The 16799-nt window shown below is 70.1% G+C and carries 19 protein-coding genes and 1 pseudogene; 12 read left to right on the forward strand and 8 right to left on the reverse strand.

What is annotated here, in order from left to right:
* Positions 1–32: 32 nt before the first annotated feature.
* The gene (locus AB0P41_RS23335) at positions 33–674 is read right to left on the reverse strand and encodes a secreted protein/lipoprotein (protein WP_356710772.1); all 642 of its coding nucleotides are present in this window, start codon (positions 672–674) and stop codon (positions 33–35) included.
* A gap of 218 nt (positions 675–892) precedes the next feature.
* On the opposite strand from AB0P41_RS23335, the gene thpR reads away from it, so the two are divergent.
* Entirely contained in the window at positions 893–1513 is a 621-nt protein-coding gene (gene thpR / locus AB0P41_RS23340; protein ID WP_365933939.1) for an RNA 2',3'-cyclic phosphodiesterase, read from the forward strand.
* A 176-nt stretch (positions 1514–1689) separates the two neighbouring features.
* Positions 1690–1881 carry a DUF2795 domain-containing protein gene (locus AB0P41_RS23345; protein WP_356710776.1) on the forward strand — a complete coding sequence of 64 codons (192 nt, stop codon included), beginning with the start codon at positions 1690–1692 and terminating at the stop codon, positions 1879–1881.
* 198 nt (positions 1882–2079) lie between these two features.
* Here AB0P41_RS23345 and AB0P41_RS23350 read toward each other — a convergent pair whose 3' ends face one another.
* Positions 2080–2583, reverse strand: a complete 504-nt coding sequence (locus tag AB0P41_RS23350; protein WP_356710778.1) for a metallophosphoesterase — start codon at positions 2581–2583, stop codon at positions 2080–2082.
* Between the two features lie 23 nt (positions 2584–2606).
* Complete coding sequence (locus AB0P41_RS23355) at positions 2607–4265, reverse strand: catalase (protein ID WP_356710780.1); 1659 nt, start codon at positions 4263–4265, stop codon at positions 2607–2609.
* A 181-nt stretch (positions 4266–4446) separates the two neighbouring features.
* Here AB0P41_RS23355 and yhfZ point away from each other — a divergent pair, with 181 nt between their 5' ends.
* The 8 genes from yhfZ (at position 4447) to AB0P41_RS23395 (ending at position 12197) form a co-directional block, all read left to right on the forward strand.
* The gene (gene yhfZ / locus AB0P41_RS23360) at positions 4447–5385 is read left to right on the forward strand and encodes a GntR family transcriptional regulator YhfZ (RefSeq protein WP_356710782.1); all 939 of its coding nucleotides are present in this window, start codon (positions 4447–4449) and stop codon (positions 5383–5385) included.
* Between the two features lie 97 nt (positions 5386–5482).
* Positions 5483–5875, forward strand: coding sequence for a transcriptional antiterminator (locus AB0P41_RS23365; RefSeq protein WP_356710784.1), 393 nt, complete (start codon positions 5483–5485; stop codon positions 5873–5875).
* A 47-nt stretch (positions 5876–5922) separates the two neighbouring features.
* Positions 5923–6279, forward strand: a complete 357-nt coding sequence (locus AB0P41_RS23370; RefSeq protein WP_356710786.1) for a DUF2620 domain-containing protein — start codon at positions 5923–5925, stop codon at positions 6277–6279.
* A gap of 42 nt (positions 6280–6321) precedes the next feature.
* Positions 6322–7656, forward strand: a complete 1335-nt coding sequence (locus AB0P41_RS23375; protein WP_365933943.1) for a YhfT family protein — start codon at positions 6322–6324, stop codon at positions 7654–7656.
* 46 nt (positions 7657–7702) lie between these two features.
* Positions 7703–8659, forward strand: a complete 957-nt coding sequence (locus AB0P41_RS23380; RefSeq protein WP_365933945.1) for a phosphotriesterase — start codon at positions 7703–7705, stop codon at positions 8657–8659.
* Position 8660: 1 nt separating this feature from the next.
* Positions 8661–9776: an aminotransferase class V-fold PLP-dependent enzyme gene (locus AB0P41_RS23385; RefSeq protein WP_365933947.1), complete on the forward strand. Its 1116-nt coding sequence runs from the start codon at positions 8661–8663 to the stop codon at positions 9774–9776.
* Positions 9777–9778: 2 nt separating this feature from the next.
* Positions 9779–10945, forward strand: a complete 1167-nt coding sequence (locus tag AB0P41_RS23390; RefSeq protein WP_365933949.1) for an alanine racemase — start codon at positions 9779–9781, stop codon at positions 10943–10945.
* A gap of 10 nt (positions 10946–10955) precedes the next feature.
* Positions 10956–12197 carry a phosphopentomutase gene (locus tag AB0P41_RS23395; RefSeq protein WP_365933951.1) on the forward strand — a complete coding sequence of 414 codons (1242 nt, stop codon included), beginning with the start codon at positions 10956–10958 and terminating at the stop codon, positions 12195–12197.
* A 102-nt stretch (positions 12198–12299) separates the two neighbouring features.
* Here the strand turns inward: AB0P41_RS23395 and AB0P41_RS23400 are convergent, their stop codons facing one another.
* Complete coding sequence (locus AB0P41_RS23400) at positions 12300–12749, reverse strand: spore-associated protein (protein ID WP_356710798.1); 450 nt, start codon at positions 12747–12749, stop codon at positions 12300–12302.
* A 124-nt stretch (positions 12750–12873) separates the two neighbouring features.
* Positions 12874–12987: pseudogene (locus AB0P41_RS23405) on the reverse strand (DeoR family transcriptional regulator); the annotation flags it as partial.
* A 122-nt stretch (positions 12988–13109) separates the two neighbouring features.
* Here AB0P41_RS23405 and AB0P41_RS23410 point away from each other — a divergent pair.
* Positions 13110–13658, forward strand: a complete 549-nt coding sequence (locus AB0P41_RS23410; RefSeq protein ID WP_356710801.1) for a tellurite resistance TerB family protein — start codon at positions 13110–13112, stop codon at positions 13656–13658.
* A 204-nt stretch (positions 13659–13862) separates the two neighbouring features.
* Here AB0P41_RS23410 and AB0P41_RS23415 read toward each other — a convergent pair whose 3' ends face one another.
* The gene (locus AB0P41_RS23415; RefSeq protein ID WP_356710803.1) at positions 13863–14279 is read right to left on the reverse strand and encodes a DUF393 domain-containing protein; all 417 of its coding nucleotides are present in this window, start codon (positions 14277–14279) and stop codon (positions 13863–13865) included.
* Between the two features lie 92 nt (positions 14280–14371).
* The gene (locus AB0P41_RS23420; protein ID WP_356710805.1) at positions 14372–15184 is read right to left on the reverse strand and encodes a class I SAM-dependent methyltransferase; all 813 of its coding nucleotides are present in this window, start codon (positions 15182–15184) and stop codon (positions 14372–14374) included.
* A gap of 200 nt (positions 15185–15384) precedes the next feature.
* On the opposite strand from AB0P41_RS23420, the gene bla reads away from it, so the two are divergent.
* On the forward strand, positions 15385–16314 hold the full coding sequence (gene bla, locus AB0P41_RS23425; protein WP_356710807.1) for a class A beta-lactamase: 930 nt from the start codon (positions 15385–15387) through the stop codon (positions 16312–16314).
* A 36-nt stretch (positions 16315–16350) separates the two neighbouring features.
* Here bla and AB0P41_RS23430 read toward each other — a convergent pair whose 3' ends face one another.
* Positions 16351–16737, reverse strand: a complete 387-nt coding sequence (locus tag AB0P41_RS23430; RefSeq protein WP_365933955.1) for a VOC family protein — start codon at positions 16735–16737, stop codon at positions 16351–16353.
* Positions 16738–16799 lie beyond the last annotated feature (62 nt).

Consider the following 16799-nt stretch of genomic DNA (forward strand, 5'->3'; position numbering starts at 1 on the left):
GCCGTTGCGCCCCGGGGCGCACGGCTGGGTGATCAATCGCCTGACAGGCCCTGGCACGGGCTGGTCCGGTGGGGGGTGTATTCGGTGACCGTCCACCGCTCCCCGTCCGCCCGCTCCAACTTCGCCGTGACGGCGTACCTGACCGGCCGGCCCGGCGGGGGCGGGATCCGCCAGCCGGTCGTCGTGTCGAGGGTCTGCCAGTCCGATCCGTCCACGCAGTCCTTCACCGTCACCGTGGGCGGCTGGGCACCGGCGAGCACGGTGGCTTCCGGCTCGTGACGGAGGTCGCCGCGCATAGCCGTACGCTCCTTCTTCATGCGGGCCAGGTCCGCCTCGAACGCGGCCCACACGTCTGGCGAGGTGTACCGCTTCAGGTCCGTCCCGTCGGCCGAGGCAGCCCGGTACGCCGTGACCTGCTCCGTCCACATCAGGCCGTACGTCTCCAGTGCCTCGGCCTCGGCCGCCCCGTCAGCCGTACCGCTCGGCGAGGAGGAGCGTGCGGTCTCGGGCACCGGTGCGGCGGGCATGGCTGTCGTGGGCGTGTCCGCGGGCGGTTTCGCGTCGCTCCCGACACCACCGCCGCCACCGCAGCCGGTCAGGACGAGAACGAACGTCGCGGCGCCGCACCGGAGCGCGACACCCGCCCGGGAGCACCTCCGCCGAGCTGTCACCATCTGTGCTCCCGGTTCGCCGTGCGATATCGATCAGCGACTCAACGACGCACCGCCTCCGGGGGTCACCGCCGCCGGACCTCGCGTCACCGAACGGGGTACCCCGGTCCGGTGGCGGGGCGCATCGTGCACATGAAGGCTCCCGGGGCCGGCTTCGATCGGTCGGCTCCGTCGCCCCCCGGTCCGGAGCCCGGCCGAGCGGATGCTGTACGAAGATCTGTGTGAACGAACAGACCCAGCCGACGACCGTGCGTGTGTTCATCGCCCTCGCCCCGCCCGACCACGCGAAGGAGGAGCTGGCCCGGGAGCTGCGTCCGGCGTATGACACGCACCCTCACATGCGATGGAACCGCATCGAGGACTGGCACATCACCCTGGCCTTCCTCGGGGAACTTCCGGTCGAGACCGTTCCGCTCCTGCGCCGGCCGCTCGCTCTCCTCGCGGCGGACCGCCGGCCGCCCCGCCTGGCGCTGCACGGCAGCGGCACCTTCGACGACCGGGTGCTGTGGAGCGGCATCGACGGGGACCTCGACGGGGACCTCGACGAACTGCGTCGGCTCGCCGCCGATGTGCGTACGGCGGTGAAGGGGGCGGGAGTCGCCTTCGAGGACCGGCCTCTTCGCCCCCATCTGACATTGGCCCGTGCCCGCCGGGGAGACCGGACCTCGGCGGCAGAGATCGCTGAAGTGTTCGCCGGGTTCACCGGCAGTCCCTGGCCTGCCGAACGTCTGCATCTGGTCGGCAGCAACGCCGGCCGTAGCCGTGGGCCGATCCACTACGGGGACATCGAGGCGTGGGCTCTCGGCGGCGGAAACCGGACTGGAGCCACCGGATTCCGGTAGGCGCACGCCGGGCGGCCCCTCAAGGCCGTGTCGCCCGGGGCCAGGAACTGGGCGGTACGGCTGCCCGGACAGCCGTACCGGTCACGCGACAACTGCGCGTACCGGCCCGTGCTCCATTGTCGTGAGATATCTGGAAGCCGGTGTCGGCCTCCGGCCGGCAGGCTACGCATCCGTCCATGACCGTGAACCCCATCGAACTGCAGAAGTGCCTCGGCGGCGTGAACTACCCGGCCCCGAAGCAGGAAATCATCGACCAGGCGCAGCGGCACGGGGCCGACCAGAACATCATGGACGCGCTCGGCGGCATCCCCGACAAGGAGTACGACTCTCCGGCCGCGGTGAACAAGGAGGTCGGCAGCGGCTCCTGACCTCCGGGTCTCACTCGGCCGACGCGCCCGCGGGCGGTGAAGCCGGTCCTGCGCCCCGGTCGGCCCCATGAGGCCGGCCGGGGCGTAGCCGTTGCGGAGGAACGTCACGGGCGGAGGGCCGCAGGAGAAGCCCGCCGAGGGGCAGGGGCGGCGAGCGGCCCCGGCCTGCCCCGCGCCGCGGGACCGGCGAGTTGTACGTCAGGTACGCGGCGGGAGGTGATGGAGGCGTACATCGACGAGCTCGCCCCCCGCCACCTGGGCCGTCATGTAGGTGCACGAGGGCTGCCGACGCCGGTCGGTCGGCGAACCCGGGTTGAGGAGTCGCAGTCCACCGGGCGCGACGGTGTCCCACGGGATATGGCTGTGGCCGAACACCAGGACGTCGAGATCGGGGAAGCGGGCCGCGCAGCGTCGTTCGCGGCCCTGCGACGTTCCTGTCTCATGGACGACACCGAGGCGGAGCCCGTCGAGCTCCGCGCGCGCCACCTCGTCCAGCCGGGTTCTCAGCTCCGGCCCGTCGTTGTTGCCGAACACTCCCACGAGGCGCCGCGCGCGGGACTCGAAGAGGTCCAGAGTCGCCGCGTCCACCCAGTCACCCGCGTGGACGACGACATCGGCCGCGTCCAGCGCCCCGAGAAGGGGAGCGGGCAGTTCCCTGGCCCGCTTGGGCACGTGCGTGTCCGATGTCAGCAACAGGCGCACAGCCACACCTTCCGTCCGTCGGCTCAGCGGCTGACGACATGCCGCTCGTCGGGCACACAGTGTGTCATCGTCAGGCCTTCCACCTCGCGCGGTGGATTCTTGCCGAGATTGGCGAGGCGCTTGCGCTCGTCGTCCGAAAGGTCCTGGCTCGCCAGCGGTTTCAGCCCCGCGACGTCCTCGGGACCGATTCCGAGGCCTTTCCCGACCCGCAGCCCCAGGTCGTTCTCGACGAGGAGGAAGTGCCAGACCATCCGTTCCTGCACCGGCCGGTCGCACTGCGAGAGCATGTCGATGAAGTTCGCCACCAGGTCGTCCCGCTCCCAGTCCTCCAGGAGCTGGTACCGCTGGCCGGCCTGCAGGTAGTCGTTCGTCCGGGGAATCCGCTTGCGGGTGAGCCGGCCCCGGATCTCGGGTCCCTGCTCGTCGTGCGTCGGGTACTGCCCTTCGCGCAGGCCGCCGGTGATGGAGGGCTCGTAGTTCACTTCGGGGTTCTCCCCCTGGTGGCCGTTGTCGTACGCCATCAGCCCGTCGCGCTGGTTGGTGGCCACGTGCGCGTTCTTGGCCTGGTTGACCGGCAACTGCAGATAGTTCGGGCCCACCCTGTAGCGCTGGGTGTCGCTGTAGGAGAAGGTCCTTCCGACGAGCATCTTGTCGTCGGAGAAGTCCAGTCCGTCGACGAGCACGCCCGTGCCGAACGACGCCTGCTCGTTGTCGGCGAAGTAGTTGTCCGGCGTCCGGTTCAGCACCATCCGGCCGACGGGCTTCGGCGGGAAGTCCTGCTCGGGCCAGGTCTTCGTGTCGTCCAGAGGGTCGAAGTCCAGCTCGGGGTGCTCGTCGTCCGACATCATCTGGACCACCAGTTCCCACTCGGGGTAGTCCCCGCGCCCGATGGCCTCGTACAGATCCTTCGTGGCGTGCCCCAGCTCCTGGGCCTGTACGTTCGCCGCGTCCTCGGCGGTCATGCTGCGTACACCCTGCTTGGGAAGCCAGTGGTATTTGACCAGCACGGACTCCCCCTCGGCGTTCACCCACTTGTACGTGTTGACGCCGAAGCCCTGCATGTGGCGGTAGTCGGCGGGGATGCCGCGCGGGCTGAAGAGGTTGACGAGCATGTGCATGCTCTCAGGAGTCTGCGACATGAAGTCGAAGATCCGGCCCGGCTTCTGCTCGTGGGAGACGGGGTCAGGCTTCAGCGCGTGGATGACGTCCGGGAACTTGATCGCGTCCCGGATGAAGAAGACACCGAGGTTGTTGCCGACGAGGTCCCAGTTGCCGTCCTCGGTGTAGAACTTCACCGCGAAACCGCGTGGGTCCCGCGCCGCCTCGGAGGAGTCACGTCCGCCGATGACCGTCGAGAAGCGGACCGCCACATCGGTGCGCTTGCCCTCCGTCTGGAAGAGCTTGGCCCGCGTGTAGCGGGAGATGGGCTCGTCGCCCCACTTGCCGTACGCCTCGAAGTATCCGTACGTCGTCACGCCCCGCGCGTGTACGACGCGCTCGGGGATGCGTTCCCGGTCGAAGTGGCTGATCTTCTCCAGGAACTGGTAGTTCTCCAGGGTGGCCGGGCCCCTGGCACCCACCGTCCGCTGGTTCTGGTTGTCGTAGACGGAGTGACCTTGCCGGTTCGTGAGTACCGGGCGGTCGTCCTCGCGGCCGGCACCTGAGTTCGCTACGTCTGTCACAGCCAACAACTCCTCTTCGCTGTCCCTGGTACGCCGCGGCGCCGAGCGCACGCTCTCCCGCAGGCGGATCTCCGAGCTCATGCTCCTGCCACCTCCGCGCCCTCACCACCGCAGCGGGGCGAATGGATCAGCTCACAGACGCTCCTTGTCAATATCCAGAATCCTGTTTACTGTTTGATTTGTGAACGACCTGGACGCCCGCTTCCTCACCCGTAACGGCCTCGCCGCCCGGCAGCTCGCCGCCGTGCTCCTGCGTCACGAGCCGGACACCCGCCTGCCCAGGGTGAAGGACTTCGCGGAGCAGTTGGGCTGCGGCAACGGCACCGTCCAGGCGGCCCTCCAGCTGCTGGAGCAGTCGGGAGCCATCTCAACCACCGCCCGCGGCCATCTCGGCACGTTCCTGGTCCGGTCCGATCGCACCATCCTGTGGCGGCTGTCGGGCCTCGGCACCCTGCTCGCCGCCATGCCACTCCCCTACTCGCGGCGGTACGAGGGTCTGGCGACCGGGCTGCGGGGCGCCTTCGAGGAGGCGGGTGCGCCGTTCGCGGTCACGTTCATGCGGGGCGCCGGCGCCCGGACCGCGGCGTTGCTGGAAGGCAAGGTCGACCTGGTCGTGCTGTCGCGTTTCGCCGCCGACCGGCTGACCGCGGAACACCCGGTGGAGCTGGTCGCCGACCTCGGACCGGCCACCTACGTCGGCGCGCACGGCATGCTCGTGCGGCGGGGCGCCGACCTGGAGGCGTCAGGCCTTCGGGTCGCCATCGACCACACCTCGGAGGATCTGCGGATGCTCGTGGAGCGCGTCTTCGCAGGCCGGGAGGACATCGTGTGGCGGGAGACCTCGTACATGCAGCTGCCCGACCTGTTCTCGCGCGACGAGGTGGACGCGACCGTATGGAATCTCGACGAGGCGCGGGACCGGATCGGTCCCGGTGTCGAAGTACTTCCGCTCGGGGACGAGGTCACCCGTGAGCTGGCGCTGCGCAACTCCAGTGCCGCTGTGATCTGCCGGACGGACGGGGCGCAGGCGCTGGCCGCGGTCCGCGCGTCGCTCGACCTGCCCCTGGTGAAGCGACTGCAGGGTGAGGTTCTGAGAGGGGAGCGCGTGCCTTCGTACTGACCGGCGAAGGGCGGGGTGACCGGTGTCTCAATTCTCCGGAGCGTCGGCCGTCCTCAAAATACAGAATCCTGGTTACTGTTGATTTAGGAGGATCATGATGGACGACCAGCTCGCACTGCGGCTCCAGCTCTTCCGCGAGGGCGGTCAGGTCAGGCCCGAGGTGGCTGATTTCGTCACTGCCGAGCTGACCTCCCTGGAGTCCGAGGGCCTGACCGTCACCGAAGCGACGGCCGGGATGCTCACCAGCCACCTGATGATGGCCCTCGGCCGGCTCCTGGACGGTGAGCCGGTCGAGCAGTTCCTCACCGACGAACAGATCGCCGCAGAGCTCGCCGGGCATCCCGACGCTGTGGCCCGCGCCCGCGCCGTCTCGGCCCGTGCCGAGAGGCAGCTGGGGGCCGCGCTCCCCGACTCCGAGGTCAACTTCCTCGGCATGCACCTGGCCGTCCTGGCTCAGCGGCCCCCGTCCGGACCGGCCTCGGCCGGCTGACCGGACCTCTTGTTCCGCAACCAACCGCTACAGAGAGAAGAGCAGTGATGACGAAGATCCTCACGGGTGGAGTCGGCAAGGTCGAGGTCACCCAGGCCATCGGCGGGCTCGGTATCGACGCCCTCGACATCATCCCCTCCAGCGACATGGACGCCGCTATGAAACTCCGGATGGGGCAGGCCGACTACTACCTGGGCACGTGTCACACGGGAGCGGGCGCCTCGTTGGGCGTGCTCGTCGGTCTCATGGGCAGCGCGGCATGCCACACCTTCGGGCGGAGCGTGCCCACCGAGGAGGAGATCGCCGCTCTGCTCGACGACGGCAAGAAGGTCTTCGGCTTCTCGATGGACCAGATCGACGCCATCGCCCCCCTCATGGCACGCGCCATCGCTGCCCGCGGCTGACGTCAGCCTCTTCGCATCATCCCGGGCACCAAGGAGTGACTCGTGAGCACCACACTCGCCGCCGGTACCAGCCTCGACTTCACACTCGCCCAGCAACTGACCGTGATCGCCCTCTGCGCGCTGACGGCCTACATCTCGCACATGGCCCTGGCCGTCTTCAACGACGGGGTACGTCCCTTCCTTCTCGACTTCATCCAGGGACGCACCACCCGCAGCGCGACGACCGCTGTCTCCTTCGGTCTCTCCGCGGGCTTCATCTTCGGGCTCGGTGCCCCGATGGCGCTGTCCACCGGTGTCCTGAATCCGTGGCTGGTGTTCCTGCCCACCGACATCCTCGGGATGCTGTCGCCCAGGAAATGGCTCGCTCCGGTCCTGGGTGCCGCCTGGGGGGCCGTCGTCGTATTCGGGCTGAACGGCGCCAACAACGTGGCCCACGATCTCCCCGTCGACTTCCTGACCGCGATGCAGCAGATGTCGACGCCGATCCTGTTCCTCTTCACCCTGTTCCCGGTGCTCGCCATCACCAAGCAGTTCGGCCGCAAGTGGGGCGGTGTCGCCGGAGTCCTCGAACTGGTCCTCGTCGTCATGACCATGAAGCTGTGGCCGAACATGTTCGCCGGAGCGCTGGCCATGGCGGCCGGTGTGCTGATGCTCATCGGGCTGGCCGTCTCCAAGGACGTCAGGCAGCGCCGGGCCGACCGGACGTCGGTTGTCGTGGAGGACGTCCCTCAGGACGACCCGATGGCGTCGCTCTTCAGCGCCAGCGCCGCACGTCTGCGGAGGTATCTGCCGCTGTTCATGGTGCTCGGGGCCGGGGTCTGTGTGCTCGCGCAGATGCACATATTCGGCGGTGGCGAGGCGACCAGCTTCCTGATCGCGAAGGGGCAGTACTCCGAGGCCGCTCAGGTCGACTTCTACCGGGTGTTCGGCTTCATTCCGCTGATCGCGACGACCGCGCTGGCCTCCGGGGCCTACGGGATCGCCGGATTCACGCTGGTGTATCCGATCGGCTATCTCATGCCGAACCCTTTCGTGGCAGCAGTGGTCGGTGCACTCGTGTTCGCCTCCGAGGTGCTGGCGCTCTCCTGGATCGGCAGGCTCCTCGGCAAGCTGCCCAGCGTCCGGGACTCCTCCGAACATCTGCGCAGCGCCATCGGGGACGCCCTCCAGCTCGCGATCCTGTTCGGTTCGCTGATGGCCGCGAACGCCATGGGGGGCGGGCTCGGCATCCTCGTCGTCGGCGGTCTCTACCTGCTCAACGAGGCGATGGGCCGGCCGGTGGTGAGGATGGCCGCCGCTCCGGCGGCCGTGATCGTCGGCGGGATTCTCCTCAACATCCTGTACTGGCTCGACCTGTTCACGCCGCTGAAGGGCTGACCACTTCACGGACAGGACCGGCCCGTACGCGAAAGAAGGCTGCACGATGAACCGCCCCGCACCCCGCACCCTGCGCACCGTCACCGGAGAGCTGTCCGCCGCTTCCGTGCGCGGTCCCGCCCTGGCCCACGAGCACCTGGCCCTCGACCTGGACCGTCAGGGCGACGGCGCGGCCGTCCTCCGTCCGGAGCGCCACGCGGGGGCCGTGACCGCTGAACTCACCGCCCTGCGGAAGGAGTGCGGGCTCTCGCTCGTCATCGAGCTGACCTGCCGGGGCATGGGCCGCGACGTCGGTGCCCTGACCAGGATCTCGCGGGACTCCCAGGTCGCCGTCGTCGCCTCGACCGGCTGGTACTACGAGCCGTTCCACACGCCGGAGATCGAGGCCAGCACCGTGGATCAGCTGACCGACGTCCTCGTCCGAGAGATCGAGGACGGCATCGACGCGACCGGTGTCCGGCCCGGTGTCCTCGGTGAGATCGGCAGCCATGGCGACGTACCGACTGCTCCCGAGGCCAAGGTGCTCCGCGCGGGCGCGCGGGCCGCGCTCGCCACGGGCCTCTCCCTCGCCACGCACGCGCAGCTCGGACGGGGCGGGCTCGCCCAGGTGGAGATCCTCACCGGTGAGGGCCTGCCCGCAGACCGGATCAGTGTCGGTCACCAGGATCTGCTCGATGATCCGGGCGTCCACCGGGAGCTCGCGGCGCGAGGGGCGTACGTCGCCTTCGACACCGTGGGCAAGTCGTCGTACCGGAGTGACCGGGACCGGCTCGCGCTGCTGCTCGGCCTGCTGGAGGCCGGGCACGCCGACCGGGTCCTGCTCAGCTGTGACATCTCCCGCCACGGCTACCTCGTGGAGGAGGGAGGCCAGGGCTACGGCCATCTCTTCTCGAGTTTTCTGCCCCGGCTCCGGGCGGCGGGTGCCGACGACGCCCTGGTCGACCTGCTGACCCGCCGCAATCCGCTGCGCTTCCTGACCGGCGCGAGCGAGGAGGACAACTGACATGAGCCCCGCACTCCCCCCTACCTTCCCACTGGCGACCGTCCCCCTGGACGACGCCGTGGCGATGCAGTTCCGGCTGCTGGAGGCCACCGCCGCCCACTTCGAGGGCGATCAGCTCTTCTCGTCGGACGCCGGAGTCGTCCCCGGACTCGGGCGTCCCCGCACCACCGCACGTGTCGAGGCGGTGCTCGCGGACTTCTTCGGGGCCGAGGACGCCGCCTTCGTGCAGGGCGCGGGTACCGGCGCGATCCGGGCCGCCCTCAATGCCGCCGTCCGGGCCGGAGACCCGCTGCTCATCCACCGGGCGCCGGTCTACCGCACCACCGAGGTCACCCTGCGGAGCATCGGGGTGCGGACGGTCGAAGTGGACTACAACGACGCGTCCGCCCTCCACGAGGCGCTCACGTCCGGACGGGTCCGGTGGGCGTACGTCCAGCACACCAGGCAACGGCTCGCCGATTCCTACGATCCCGCCGAGGTCCTCGCGGCATGCCGGGCGGCCGGGGTCCGCACGGTCGTCGACGACAACTACGCCGTCATGCGCACCCCGGCGGCCGGAGTGGAACTGGGCGCCGACGCCTCCTGCTTCTCGCTCTTCAAGCTGCACGGGCCCGAGGGTGTCGGCCTGGTCGTCGGCGCCCGGGACCTCGTCGCGCACATCCGCCGTGACAACTACTCCGGCGGCGGGCAGGTCCAGGGCCACCAGGCACTCGACGCGCTGCGTGCCCTCACCCACGTGCCCGTCATGTGGTCCGTGCAGTCGCGCGTGGGTGCCGAGGTCGCGGAACGACTGGCGGCCGGAGAGGTGGACGGTGTGGCCGAGGTCCGCATCGCCAACGCCCAGGACCGCTGCCTGCTCGTCCGACTCGACCGGCCCGTCGCCCGGCAGCTGCCCTCGGTCGCCGCCCGCTTCGGAGCCGCCCCGTATCCCGTGGGCTCCAACTCCCGGTACGAGATCGCCCCTCTCTTCTACCGCATGTCCAGCTCGTCGCTGGACGACTCCCCCGGGCTGGCCGACTGGACCGTACGCGTCAACCCGATGCGGGCGGGCGCGGACCTCGTCGTCGGCATCCTGCGGAGTTCGCTCGCCGCCCTGGACGACCCGAAGGACGACTGACCGTGTTTCTCGACACCCTGCTCACACGTAACCCCGGGCTCGTCGACGCCGCGGCCGCTCTGCACCGGGAGGGCGCGATCCCCCCGGACACGTACGTCATGGACCTGGACGCCGTCGAGGCGAACGCCGCCTTGCTGGCGGCCGAGGCCGGACGCCTCGGCGTCGGGCTCTGGTTCGTCGTCAAGCAGCTCGGCCGTAACCCCGAACTCATCCGGGCCGTCGCCCGCCACATCCCCCGCTCCGCGGCCATCGACCCGGCCGAGGCCCGTACCCTGCTGGCTGCCGGAGCACGCCCCGGAAACGTCGGGCACCTCGTCCAGATTCCCCGGCGTGCCTTGCCCGAGGTGCTGGCCCGGCGCCCCGAGACCGTCACCGTCTTCGACCTGGACAACGCCCGTGCCGTTTCCGAAGCGGCGCGCGAACTGGGCTTCGTCCAGGACGTCCTGATCCGGATCGAGGGCGCCGACGGCTTCGTCCACCCCGGCCAGGAGGGCGGCGTCCCGCTCGCCCGGCTGGATGACTTCGCGAAGGCCGCCGAGGCCCTGGACGGCATCCGGATCGGGGGCGTCACCGCCTTCCCCTGTGTCCTGTGCGATCCGTCTACGGGCCGGCCGGCCGCCACGCCCAACTTCGGCCTGGCCCTCGAGGCCCGCGAACTCCTCGCCTCACGGGGACACCACGGCCTCAGGCTCAGCGCCCCCAGCGCCACCTCGATGGCCTCGCTCCCGCTGCTCGCCGAACTGGGCGCCACCCACGGCGAACCGGGCCACGCCCTCACCGGCACCACCCCTCTGCACGCCGTCGATCCGGGGCAGCCGGAGAAGCCCGCGTACGTGTACGTCAGCGAGGTCGCCCACACGCTCGACGACGGACGCCCGGCGGTGTTCGGAGGCGGCTTCTACGCCCGCTCCCACATCCGCGGCGCTCTCCTGCCCCGTACCGGCACACGGCTGGGCGTGCAGACCGCTCCGCCCGAGAACATCGACTACTACCGGCTGCTCGACGCACCCGCCGACGGGGCCGGCGTCCGCCTCGGTGACACCGTGCTCTTCGCCTTCCGCACCCAGATCTTCGTCACCCGTTCGACCGTCGCCGTCGTCTCAGGAGTCGCGTCCGGCTCCCCTCGGCTGAACGGCCTGTACGACGCCCAGGGCCGCGCCCTGCAGTAAGGAGCAATCCATGGCCAAGACCGTCATCGTCGTCATCGACGGGTTCGGGGTCGGCGCCATGCCCGACGCGGGTGCCCTGCGCCCGGGCGATCTCGCCGCCGACACCTGCGGGCACGTCCTCGACCACGCGCGCACCGCCTTCGGCCGGCCTCTGCGTCTGCCGGTGCTCGGGGCCCTGGGGCTCGGCCTGGTCCACCCCCACGCCGACCTGGCACGCCGAACCCGTCTGCCGGTCGCCGCAGGCAGGGCGGCGCTCGGCTATCCGGGCGCGGACACCTTCGCGGGCCACCAGACCATGATGGGAGCCGACTTCAGCCGGGTGACGGTGGCACGGCTCGCCGATCATCTCGACGAGGTGACCCGCGCGCTCCGGGCCGCCGGCCACCGGGCGGAAACCGTCGAAGGGAAACCCCTGCTCCTCGTCGACGGAGTCGTTCTGGTCCATGACAACCTCGAGGCCGATCCCGGGATCAACTGGAACACGTCCGGCAGCCTCGACGACTCCTCCTTCGACGGGCCCGGCGGGATCCTCGCCATCGCCCGTACGGTGCGCTCCGTCGCTCCGGTGGCACGCGTCATCGCGGTCGGGGGGCATGCGGACGGCCCTCTCCCCTCCTTCGTCCGCCCCGGCGGCGGGGGGACGGTCGGGCTCGACACCCCGGCCACCGGCTTCTACCGCAACGGCGGCCTACAGGTGCAGCACCTGGGCGCACCGCTCGATCACACCCGCCAGCTTCCCGACCTCGCGGCCCGGTCCGGCATTCCCGTCACGCTGGTGGGGAAGGCCGCCGACATTTTGGTGTGCGAGACGGCGGGACGTCATCCGGCCGTGGCCACCGACGAGGTCCTGTCCCGCACTCTGGAAGCCGTACGCGCGGGAGGCGACGCGCTCGTGGTGGCCAATGTGCAGGAGACGGATCTGGCAGGGCATCAGCAGGACGCCGAACGGTACGGGCGTCTGCTGGAGCAGGTGGACGCCGGGCTCGCCGGTCTGGCGGCGCTGCTGGCGGAGCCCGGCGACCGGCTGATCGTGACCGGCGACCACGGCAACGACCCCACGATCGGCCACGCGCACCACACCCGGGAGTATGTGCCGGTCCTGATCCACCGGCCCGGCACGGAAGGGGTCGAACTGCTTCCGGACGCACACAGTCTGGCGGACGTCGGCGCCACCGCGGCGGCGTCGCTGGCGCTGGATCCGGAGGAACTGGCCGGCGGCACGCCTCTGCACGCCGGCCGGTGCGCGGCCTGAAGGACCCTGTCGTCACACGCGTGGGCGGGCCCGGCAGATGGTCCCTGCCGGGCCCGCCGTCGCTCGGGGCACGGACCCGCACCCCGTCTTCACGAGTCGGGGTCAGCGGATCTCTGTGACCCGCTGCTCCTTGCGTGCGGCGCAGTTGGAGTTCTCCACCGACACGTACACGTTGTCGATGTGACCGCCCCAGCTCACGCAGTAGCCCTTGCCGTACACGTAGCCCGGTCCCGCGTACGACGTGAAGTTGCCGTCGTCCCCGGCCCACTCGTCGGTGGCGGGGACGTAGATGTACGCGGACATGGCCTTGGCCGTCCCCGGGTTGGTCCGGATGGTCGCGACACAGTTCTGGCCGTTGGAGGAGTTGTACGTCAGGTAGACGGTGCCCAGCGAGCCGACGGGCGCGGAGTTCACGGTCTTGTAGGCCTTGCCGCAGACACCCTGCGGTGTGACGTTCGGTGCGGCGGACGCCGTCGTGCTCAGCGCGACCGTGCCGCCCACCGCCAGCGCGGCGACAGCTCCGACAGCCGCGACATTGCGTACGATTCTCATATTTCCCCCTTGTGTCCCTGGGAGCGCTTTACTCCCACTTGATGTGACTCCCGATCAGTACGGATGGTTGCACCGCATCCACGGAGGGGTACCGGAGGTATCCGCGTCGGTGAGCAGCCGGTGGCTCTCGCCAGGGCAGTACGCGGAACCGCGAGGCCGCGCCGATCTCATCGGAGGAGGCGAGGATGCGGGCGTCCGCAGCCCTCTCCGACAGGGCGCGCTTCATCGCCGCCCCCTCGGTGGCGGCCGCGCCCCGACCGATTCGCCATTTTGCGGAACCTTTACCCGTGACCGGCCGTTTGACCGAGTGAGCGCACGGGCTCGTGACCGACAACTCAGACGAAGACCGAGGTGACCTCGATGGCAGTGTGGGACCAACTCAAGAATCAGGCCAAGAATCTGCAGCAGTCCCAGGGAGCGCGCGGGTCGACGCCCGGACGAAGCGGCGGGCAGGGATCCGGTGGTGGTTCGCGCGCCCAGTTGGTCAGCACGCTGAAGTCGCAGCTGGCTTCCCTCAAGACGGAGCTCAAGAGCGGTGGCTACCGGGACGCGAGCATGGCGATGTGCGCACTCGTCGCGGCCGCCGACGGGCATGTCGATCCTGCGGAGCGTCAGCACGTGGAGTCGATGATCCTGGGGAACGATGTCCTGCAGAACTTCCCGCCGGAGCAGTTGCGCCAGCGCTTCAACAAGCATGTGGACCAGCTCACGCTCAACTTCCAGCAGGGCAAGGCCGATGCCATGCAGGAGATCGTGAAGACCGCCAAGAAGCCGACCGAGGCGAGGGCCGTGCTCCAGACGGGCATCGTCATCGCCGGCTCCGACGGCAACTTCTCGCAGGCCGAGCACATGATTCTCCGAGAGGCATGCACGGCGTTGGGACTGTCCCCGGCAGAATTCCAGCTCTGAACCGGCCGGGCGGCGGGCCTGCCCGAACGGAGAGCGCCACGCCCTGATCCGTCCGGCAGCAGGCAACCGCCGCCGGACGGACAGGCCGGACGTCGCACGGGCGCGTCGGCGGATCTCTCTTCGCGGGCGCGGAACGGGCGTCGACGCGCCCTCGGGACAGCTCCGGCAGGACTTGCCGGGCGCTCAGCGCACGGAGTCCGAGGGTCAGCGCACGGAGTCCGAAGCGGGTGTCCCGTTGCGCGGCCGACGGTCTGCGGGAAGGGCGCAGGCAGGCGTCCCGCCCGGCATCCGCTCGCGGTTGTTCGCGACGAGCCGGTAGACACCGTGCGCGATCCAGCGGAGGGGAGGCAGGGTAAGCAGCGCCCCCATCACAGCCCAGCCGCTCCCCGCGTTCAGCAGCATCTTGGCGACTGCCTGCGCGCCACCGTGGATCACTCCGGGGGGCGTGATCCACAACAGTTCGTACTCTGCCCGCTCCCGGGTCGAGCCGAGGGATTCGAGATCCGCGAACTGCCAGGGAGTGATCTCACAACTGGGCCGGATATGCCGTTCGGCGAACATCACGGAGGAGGTACAGAAAGCGCAGTCTCCGTCGTAGATGAGCACAGGTCGCGTTCGCATGGCCTCATCATGCCCCACATGATCCTCGGCGGAGTACCCGCCCGGTCGCGCTGCCGGCCCGCGAGAGCGCGGAGACAGCGGCCACCGAGGGGCTACGCCTCCTGGCGCCGGCGTGCGAGGTGAACGGTGATGTCGGCGGCGACCTCGACCGTCTCCGGCAGGACGCGCATGATCCTGCTGAACACCTGCTGCTGCTCCGCGGCCGGCAGGACGAGATAGGCCGAGATGGTCGAGAGCTGGCCTACGTAGTCGGAAGCGCTCATGGTCAAGCGTCGTTCGATCACGGACTGCTGTACGTCGGTGAACCACGGGGCCCGTTGAAGCTCGGTGCCTGGCCACTGCATGGCATGACCTGCCGGGGTGCCGTCCGGTGACGGGACCGCGTCACTCTCCAGGAACGGCGCCCGTGCCGCTCGCACGGCTTCCTCCACAGCCGGATCGGCCGGCTGGATCGGCCCGCCGAACGAGGCGAACACCGCACCCGGCTCCAGCAGCGCCGCCACACGCGGCCACCGGCCCTCCGGATTCGTCCAGTGCAACGCGGCTGCCGCATAGACAAGCTCGTACGTCCTGTCGGGTCGAAGCTCCTCGAACGCGGAGCGAACCGTCCTGACGCTCGCCGGCACATGCTTGCGCAACTCGGCGAGCATGGCCGCGTCCGGCTCGGTCGCGGTGACCTCGACCCCGTGTCGAGCGAACAGGCGCGTCGCTTTTCCCGTCCCGGCACCGATTTCGAGGGCGGTCCGCAGCGGCTGCCCCGCATAGGCCGCCACTCTCTCGAACAGATCTGGTGAGTATCCCGGCCTGAACCGTTCGTACGCTTGTGCCGTTGCTCCGAAGCTCAGTGCGCGACCAGACATGCGCGCATCCTGGCACAGTTGCTGTTCGCGTAGAACGTCCGCCATGACACGGCTGCGCCTGCTGATCAGGCCGCAGCGGAACACGACACGGACGGCATACCGGTGGCGAACGGAAGCGCCCGCCCTACTCTGGAGCGCCAGAACGCTGTCGGCTGCGACCTTGCGCCCCGGACGCCCGCGTCATCCGGGGCGGCCCGCGGACGGTTGCCCGCCAGCCCCCTCGGAGTCAGGAAGTCGCCGCCCTCGTGCCCACCCCACTCCCCCGCCGTGCCGCGCTCTCCGCACTGACCGGCCTCGCAGCCCTTCCCCTCTGCGGGTGCGGCACATCACCGCCGGCTGCCGCTCCACCGGCGCCCTCCGCGACAGCGCCCTCGCGATCCGACGGGGCAGCACACAGGACGGAGCCCGCGTTCCAGGAACTGGAACGGAAGTTCGGCGCCCGGGTGGGCGTGTACGCGATCGACACCGGTAGCGGTCTGTCCGTCACACACCGGCCGGACGAGCGTTTCGCCTACGCCTCGACCTGCAAGGCGCTGCTCGCGGGGGCATTGCTGGACAGGTACACACTCAAGCGGCTCGAACGGCGCGTGCGGTACGGCCCCGGCGATCTCGTCGCCAACTCCCCGGTCACCGAGCGGCACGTGGACACGGGGCTGACCCTGCGCGAACTGTGCGACGCAGCCGTCCGCTACAGCGACAACGCCGCGGCCAATCTCCTCTTCCACGAGCTCGGTGGCCCCCGTGGGCTGCGGGACGCCCTCCTCGCTCTCGGCGACCGCACCACCCGGTGCGACCGCTACGAACCCGATCTCAGCGAGGCCGCGCCCGGCGATCCCCGTGACACCAGCACTCCTCGTGCCCTTGCCGCCGATCTGCGGGCCTACGTGCTGGGGGGTGCTCTGGGCACGGAGAGGCGGGCCGTACTGACCGACTGGCTCAAGCGGAACACCACCGGCGACGCACTCATCCGCGCCGGCGCTCCGGACGGCTGGGTGGTGGCCGACAAGACCGGCACGGGCGGCTACGGCACCCGTAACGACATCGCCGTCCTCTGGCCGCCGGAGTCCACTCCCGTCGTCCTCGCCGTGCTGACCCGTGGCGACGCCCGCGACGCCGAACCGCAGGACGCGCTCGTCGCGCAGGCGGCCCGTGTCGCCCTCACCGCCTTCGCCTGAGGACAGCCGCGTCAGGGACAGCCGCCCTCACGGCGGTCAGGGGCGGTAGCGGAGGGGGTGGTCGGCGGGTACCTCGGTCAGCACGATGCGGTGGCCGTCCGGGTCGGCGATCCACATCTCGATCAGCCCCCAGGGCTCCTGGAGAGGCGGGCGCAGGACGACCGCCCCGCGGGCCGCCACCTCCTCGTGTGCCGCCGCGCAGTCAGCGACCTGCATCCAGAGCCGCAGCGACTCGGTCGGAGGTGTCTCGGAACGGCCCGACACCTCGAGGAAGCCCCCGCCGAGGAAATACACCGTTCCGCGGTCCGGTCCGGTGCCGAACTCTCTGTAGACGGGGAGCCCGAGGGTCCGCCCGTAGAAGTCGCGGGAGGCCTCCGGGTCGCCGGGCCTCAGCAATACCCTGCTGCTCAGTACGTACACCATGGTCACGACCCTACGCGGACGGTGCGAGGGGATCGGTTCTCTCGCCCCACCGCCGGGCCGTG

Source organism: Streptomyces sp. NPDC079167 (genome assembly GCF_040686735.1).
Taxonomy (GTDB): Bacteria; Actinomycetota; Actinomycetes; order Streptomycetales; family Streptomycetaceae; genus Streptomyces.

What these genes read in the sequence shown, in the direction of transcription:
- AB0P41_RS23420 (WP_356710805.1), bottom strand. Translation starts at nt 15,184, where the DNA reads ATGGCGGACGTTCTACGCGAACAGCAACTGTGCCAGGATGCGCGCATG.
- AB0P41_RS23415 (WP_356710803.1), bottom strand. Translation starts at nt 14,279, where the DNA reads ATGCGAACGCGACCTGTGCTCATCTACGACGGAGACTGCGCTTTCTGT.
- AB0P41_RS23400 (WP_356710798.1), bottom strand. Translation starts at nt 12,749, where the DNA reads ATGAGAATCGTACGCAATGTCGCGGCTGTCGGAGCTGTCGCCGCGCTG.
- AB0P41_RS23385 (WP_365933947.1), top strand. Translation starts at nt 8,661, where the DNA reads ATGAGCCCCGCACTCCCCCCTACCTTCCCACTGGCGACCGTCCCCCTG.
- AB0P41_RS23380 (WP_365933945.1), top strand. Translation starts at nt 7,703, where the DNA reads ATGAACCGCCCCGCACCCCGCACCCTGCGCACCGTCACCGGAGAGCTG.
- AB0P41_RS23365 (WP_356710784.1), top strand. Translation starts at nt 5,483, where the DNA reads ATGGACGACCAGCTCGCACTGCGGCTCCAGCTCTTCCGCGAGGGCGGT.
- AB0P41_RS23410 (WP_356710801.1), top strand. Translation starts at nt 13,110, where the DNA reads ATGGCAGTGTGGGACCAACTCAAGAATCAGGCCAAGAATCTGCAGCAG.
- AB0P41_RS23430 (WP_365933955.1), bottom strand. Translation starts at nt 16,737, where the DNA reads ATGGTGTACGTACTGAGCAGCAGGGTATTGCTGAGGCCCGGCGACCCG.
- AB0P41_RS23395 (WP_365933951.1), top strand. Translation starts at nt 10,956, where the DNA reads ATGGCCAAGACCGTCATCGTCGTCATCGACGGGTTCGGGGTCGGCGCC.
- AB0P41_RS23335 (WP_356710772.1), bottom strand. Translation starts at nt 674, where the DNA reads ATGGTGACAGCTCGGCGGAGGTGCTCCCGGGCGGGTGTCGCGCTCCGG.
- AB0P41_RS23370 (WP_356710786.1), top strand. Translation starts at nt 5,923, where the DNA reads ATGACGAAGATCCTCACGGGTGGAGTCGGCAAGGTCGAGGTCACCCAG.
- AB0P41_RS23345 (WP_356710776.1), top strand. Translation starts at nt 1,690, where the DNA reads ATGACCGTGAACCCCATCGAACTGCAGAAGTGCCTCGGCGGCGTGAAC.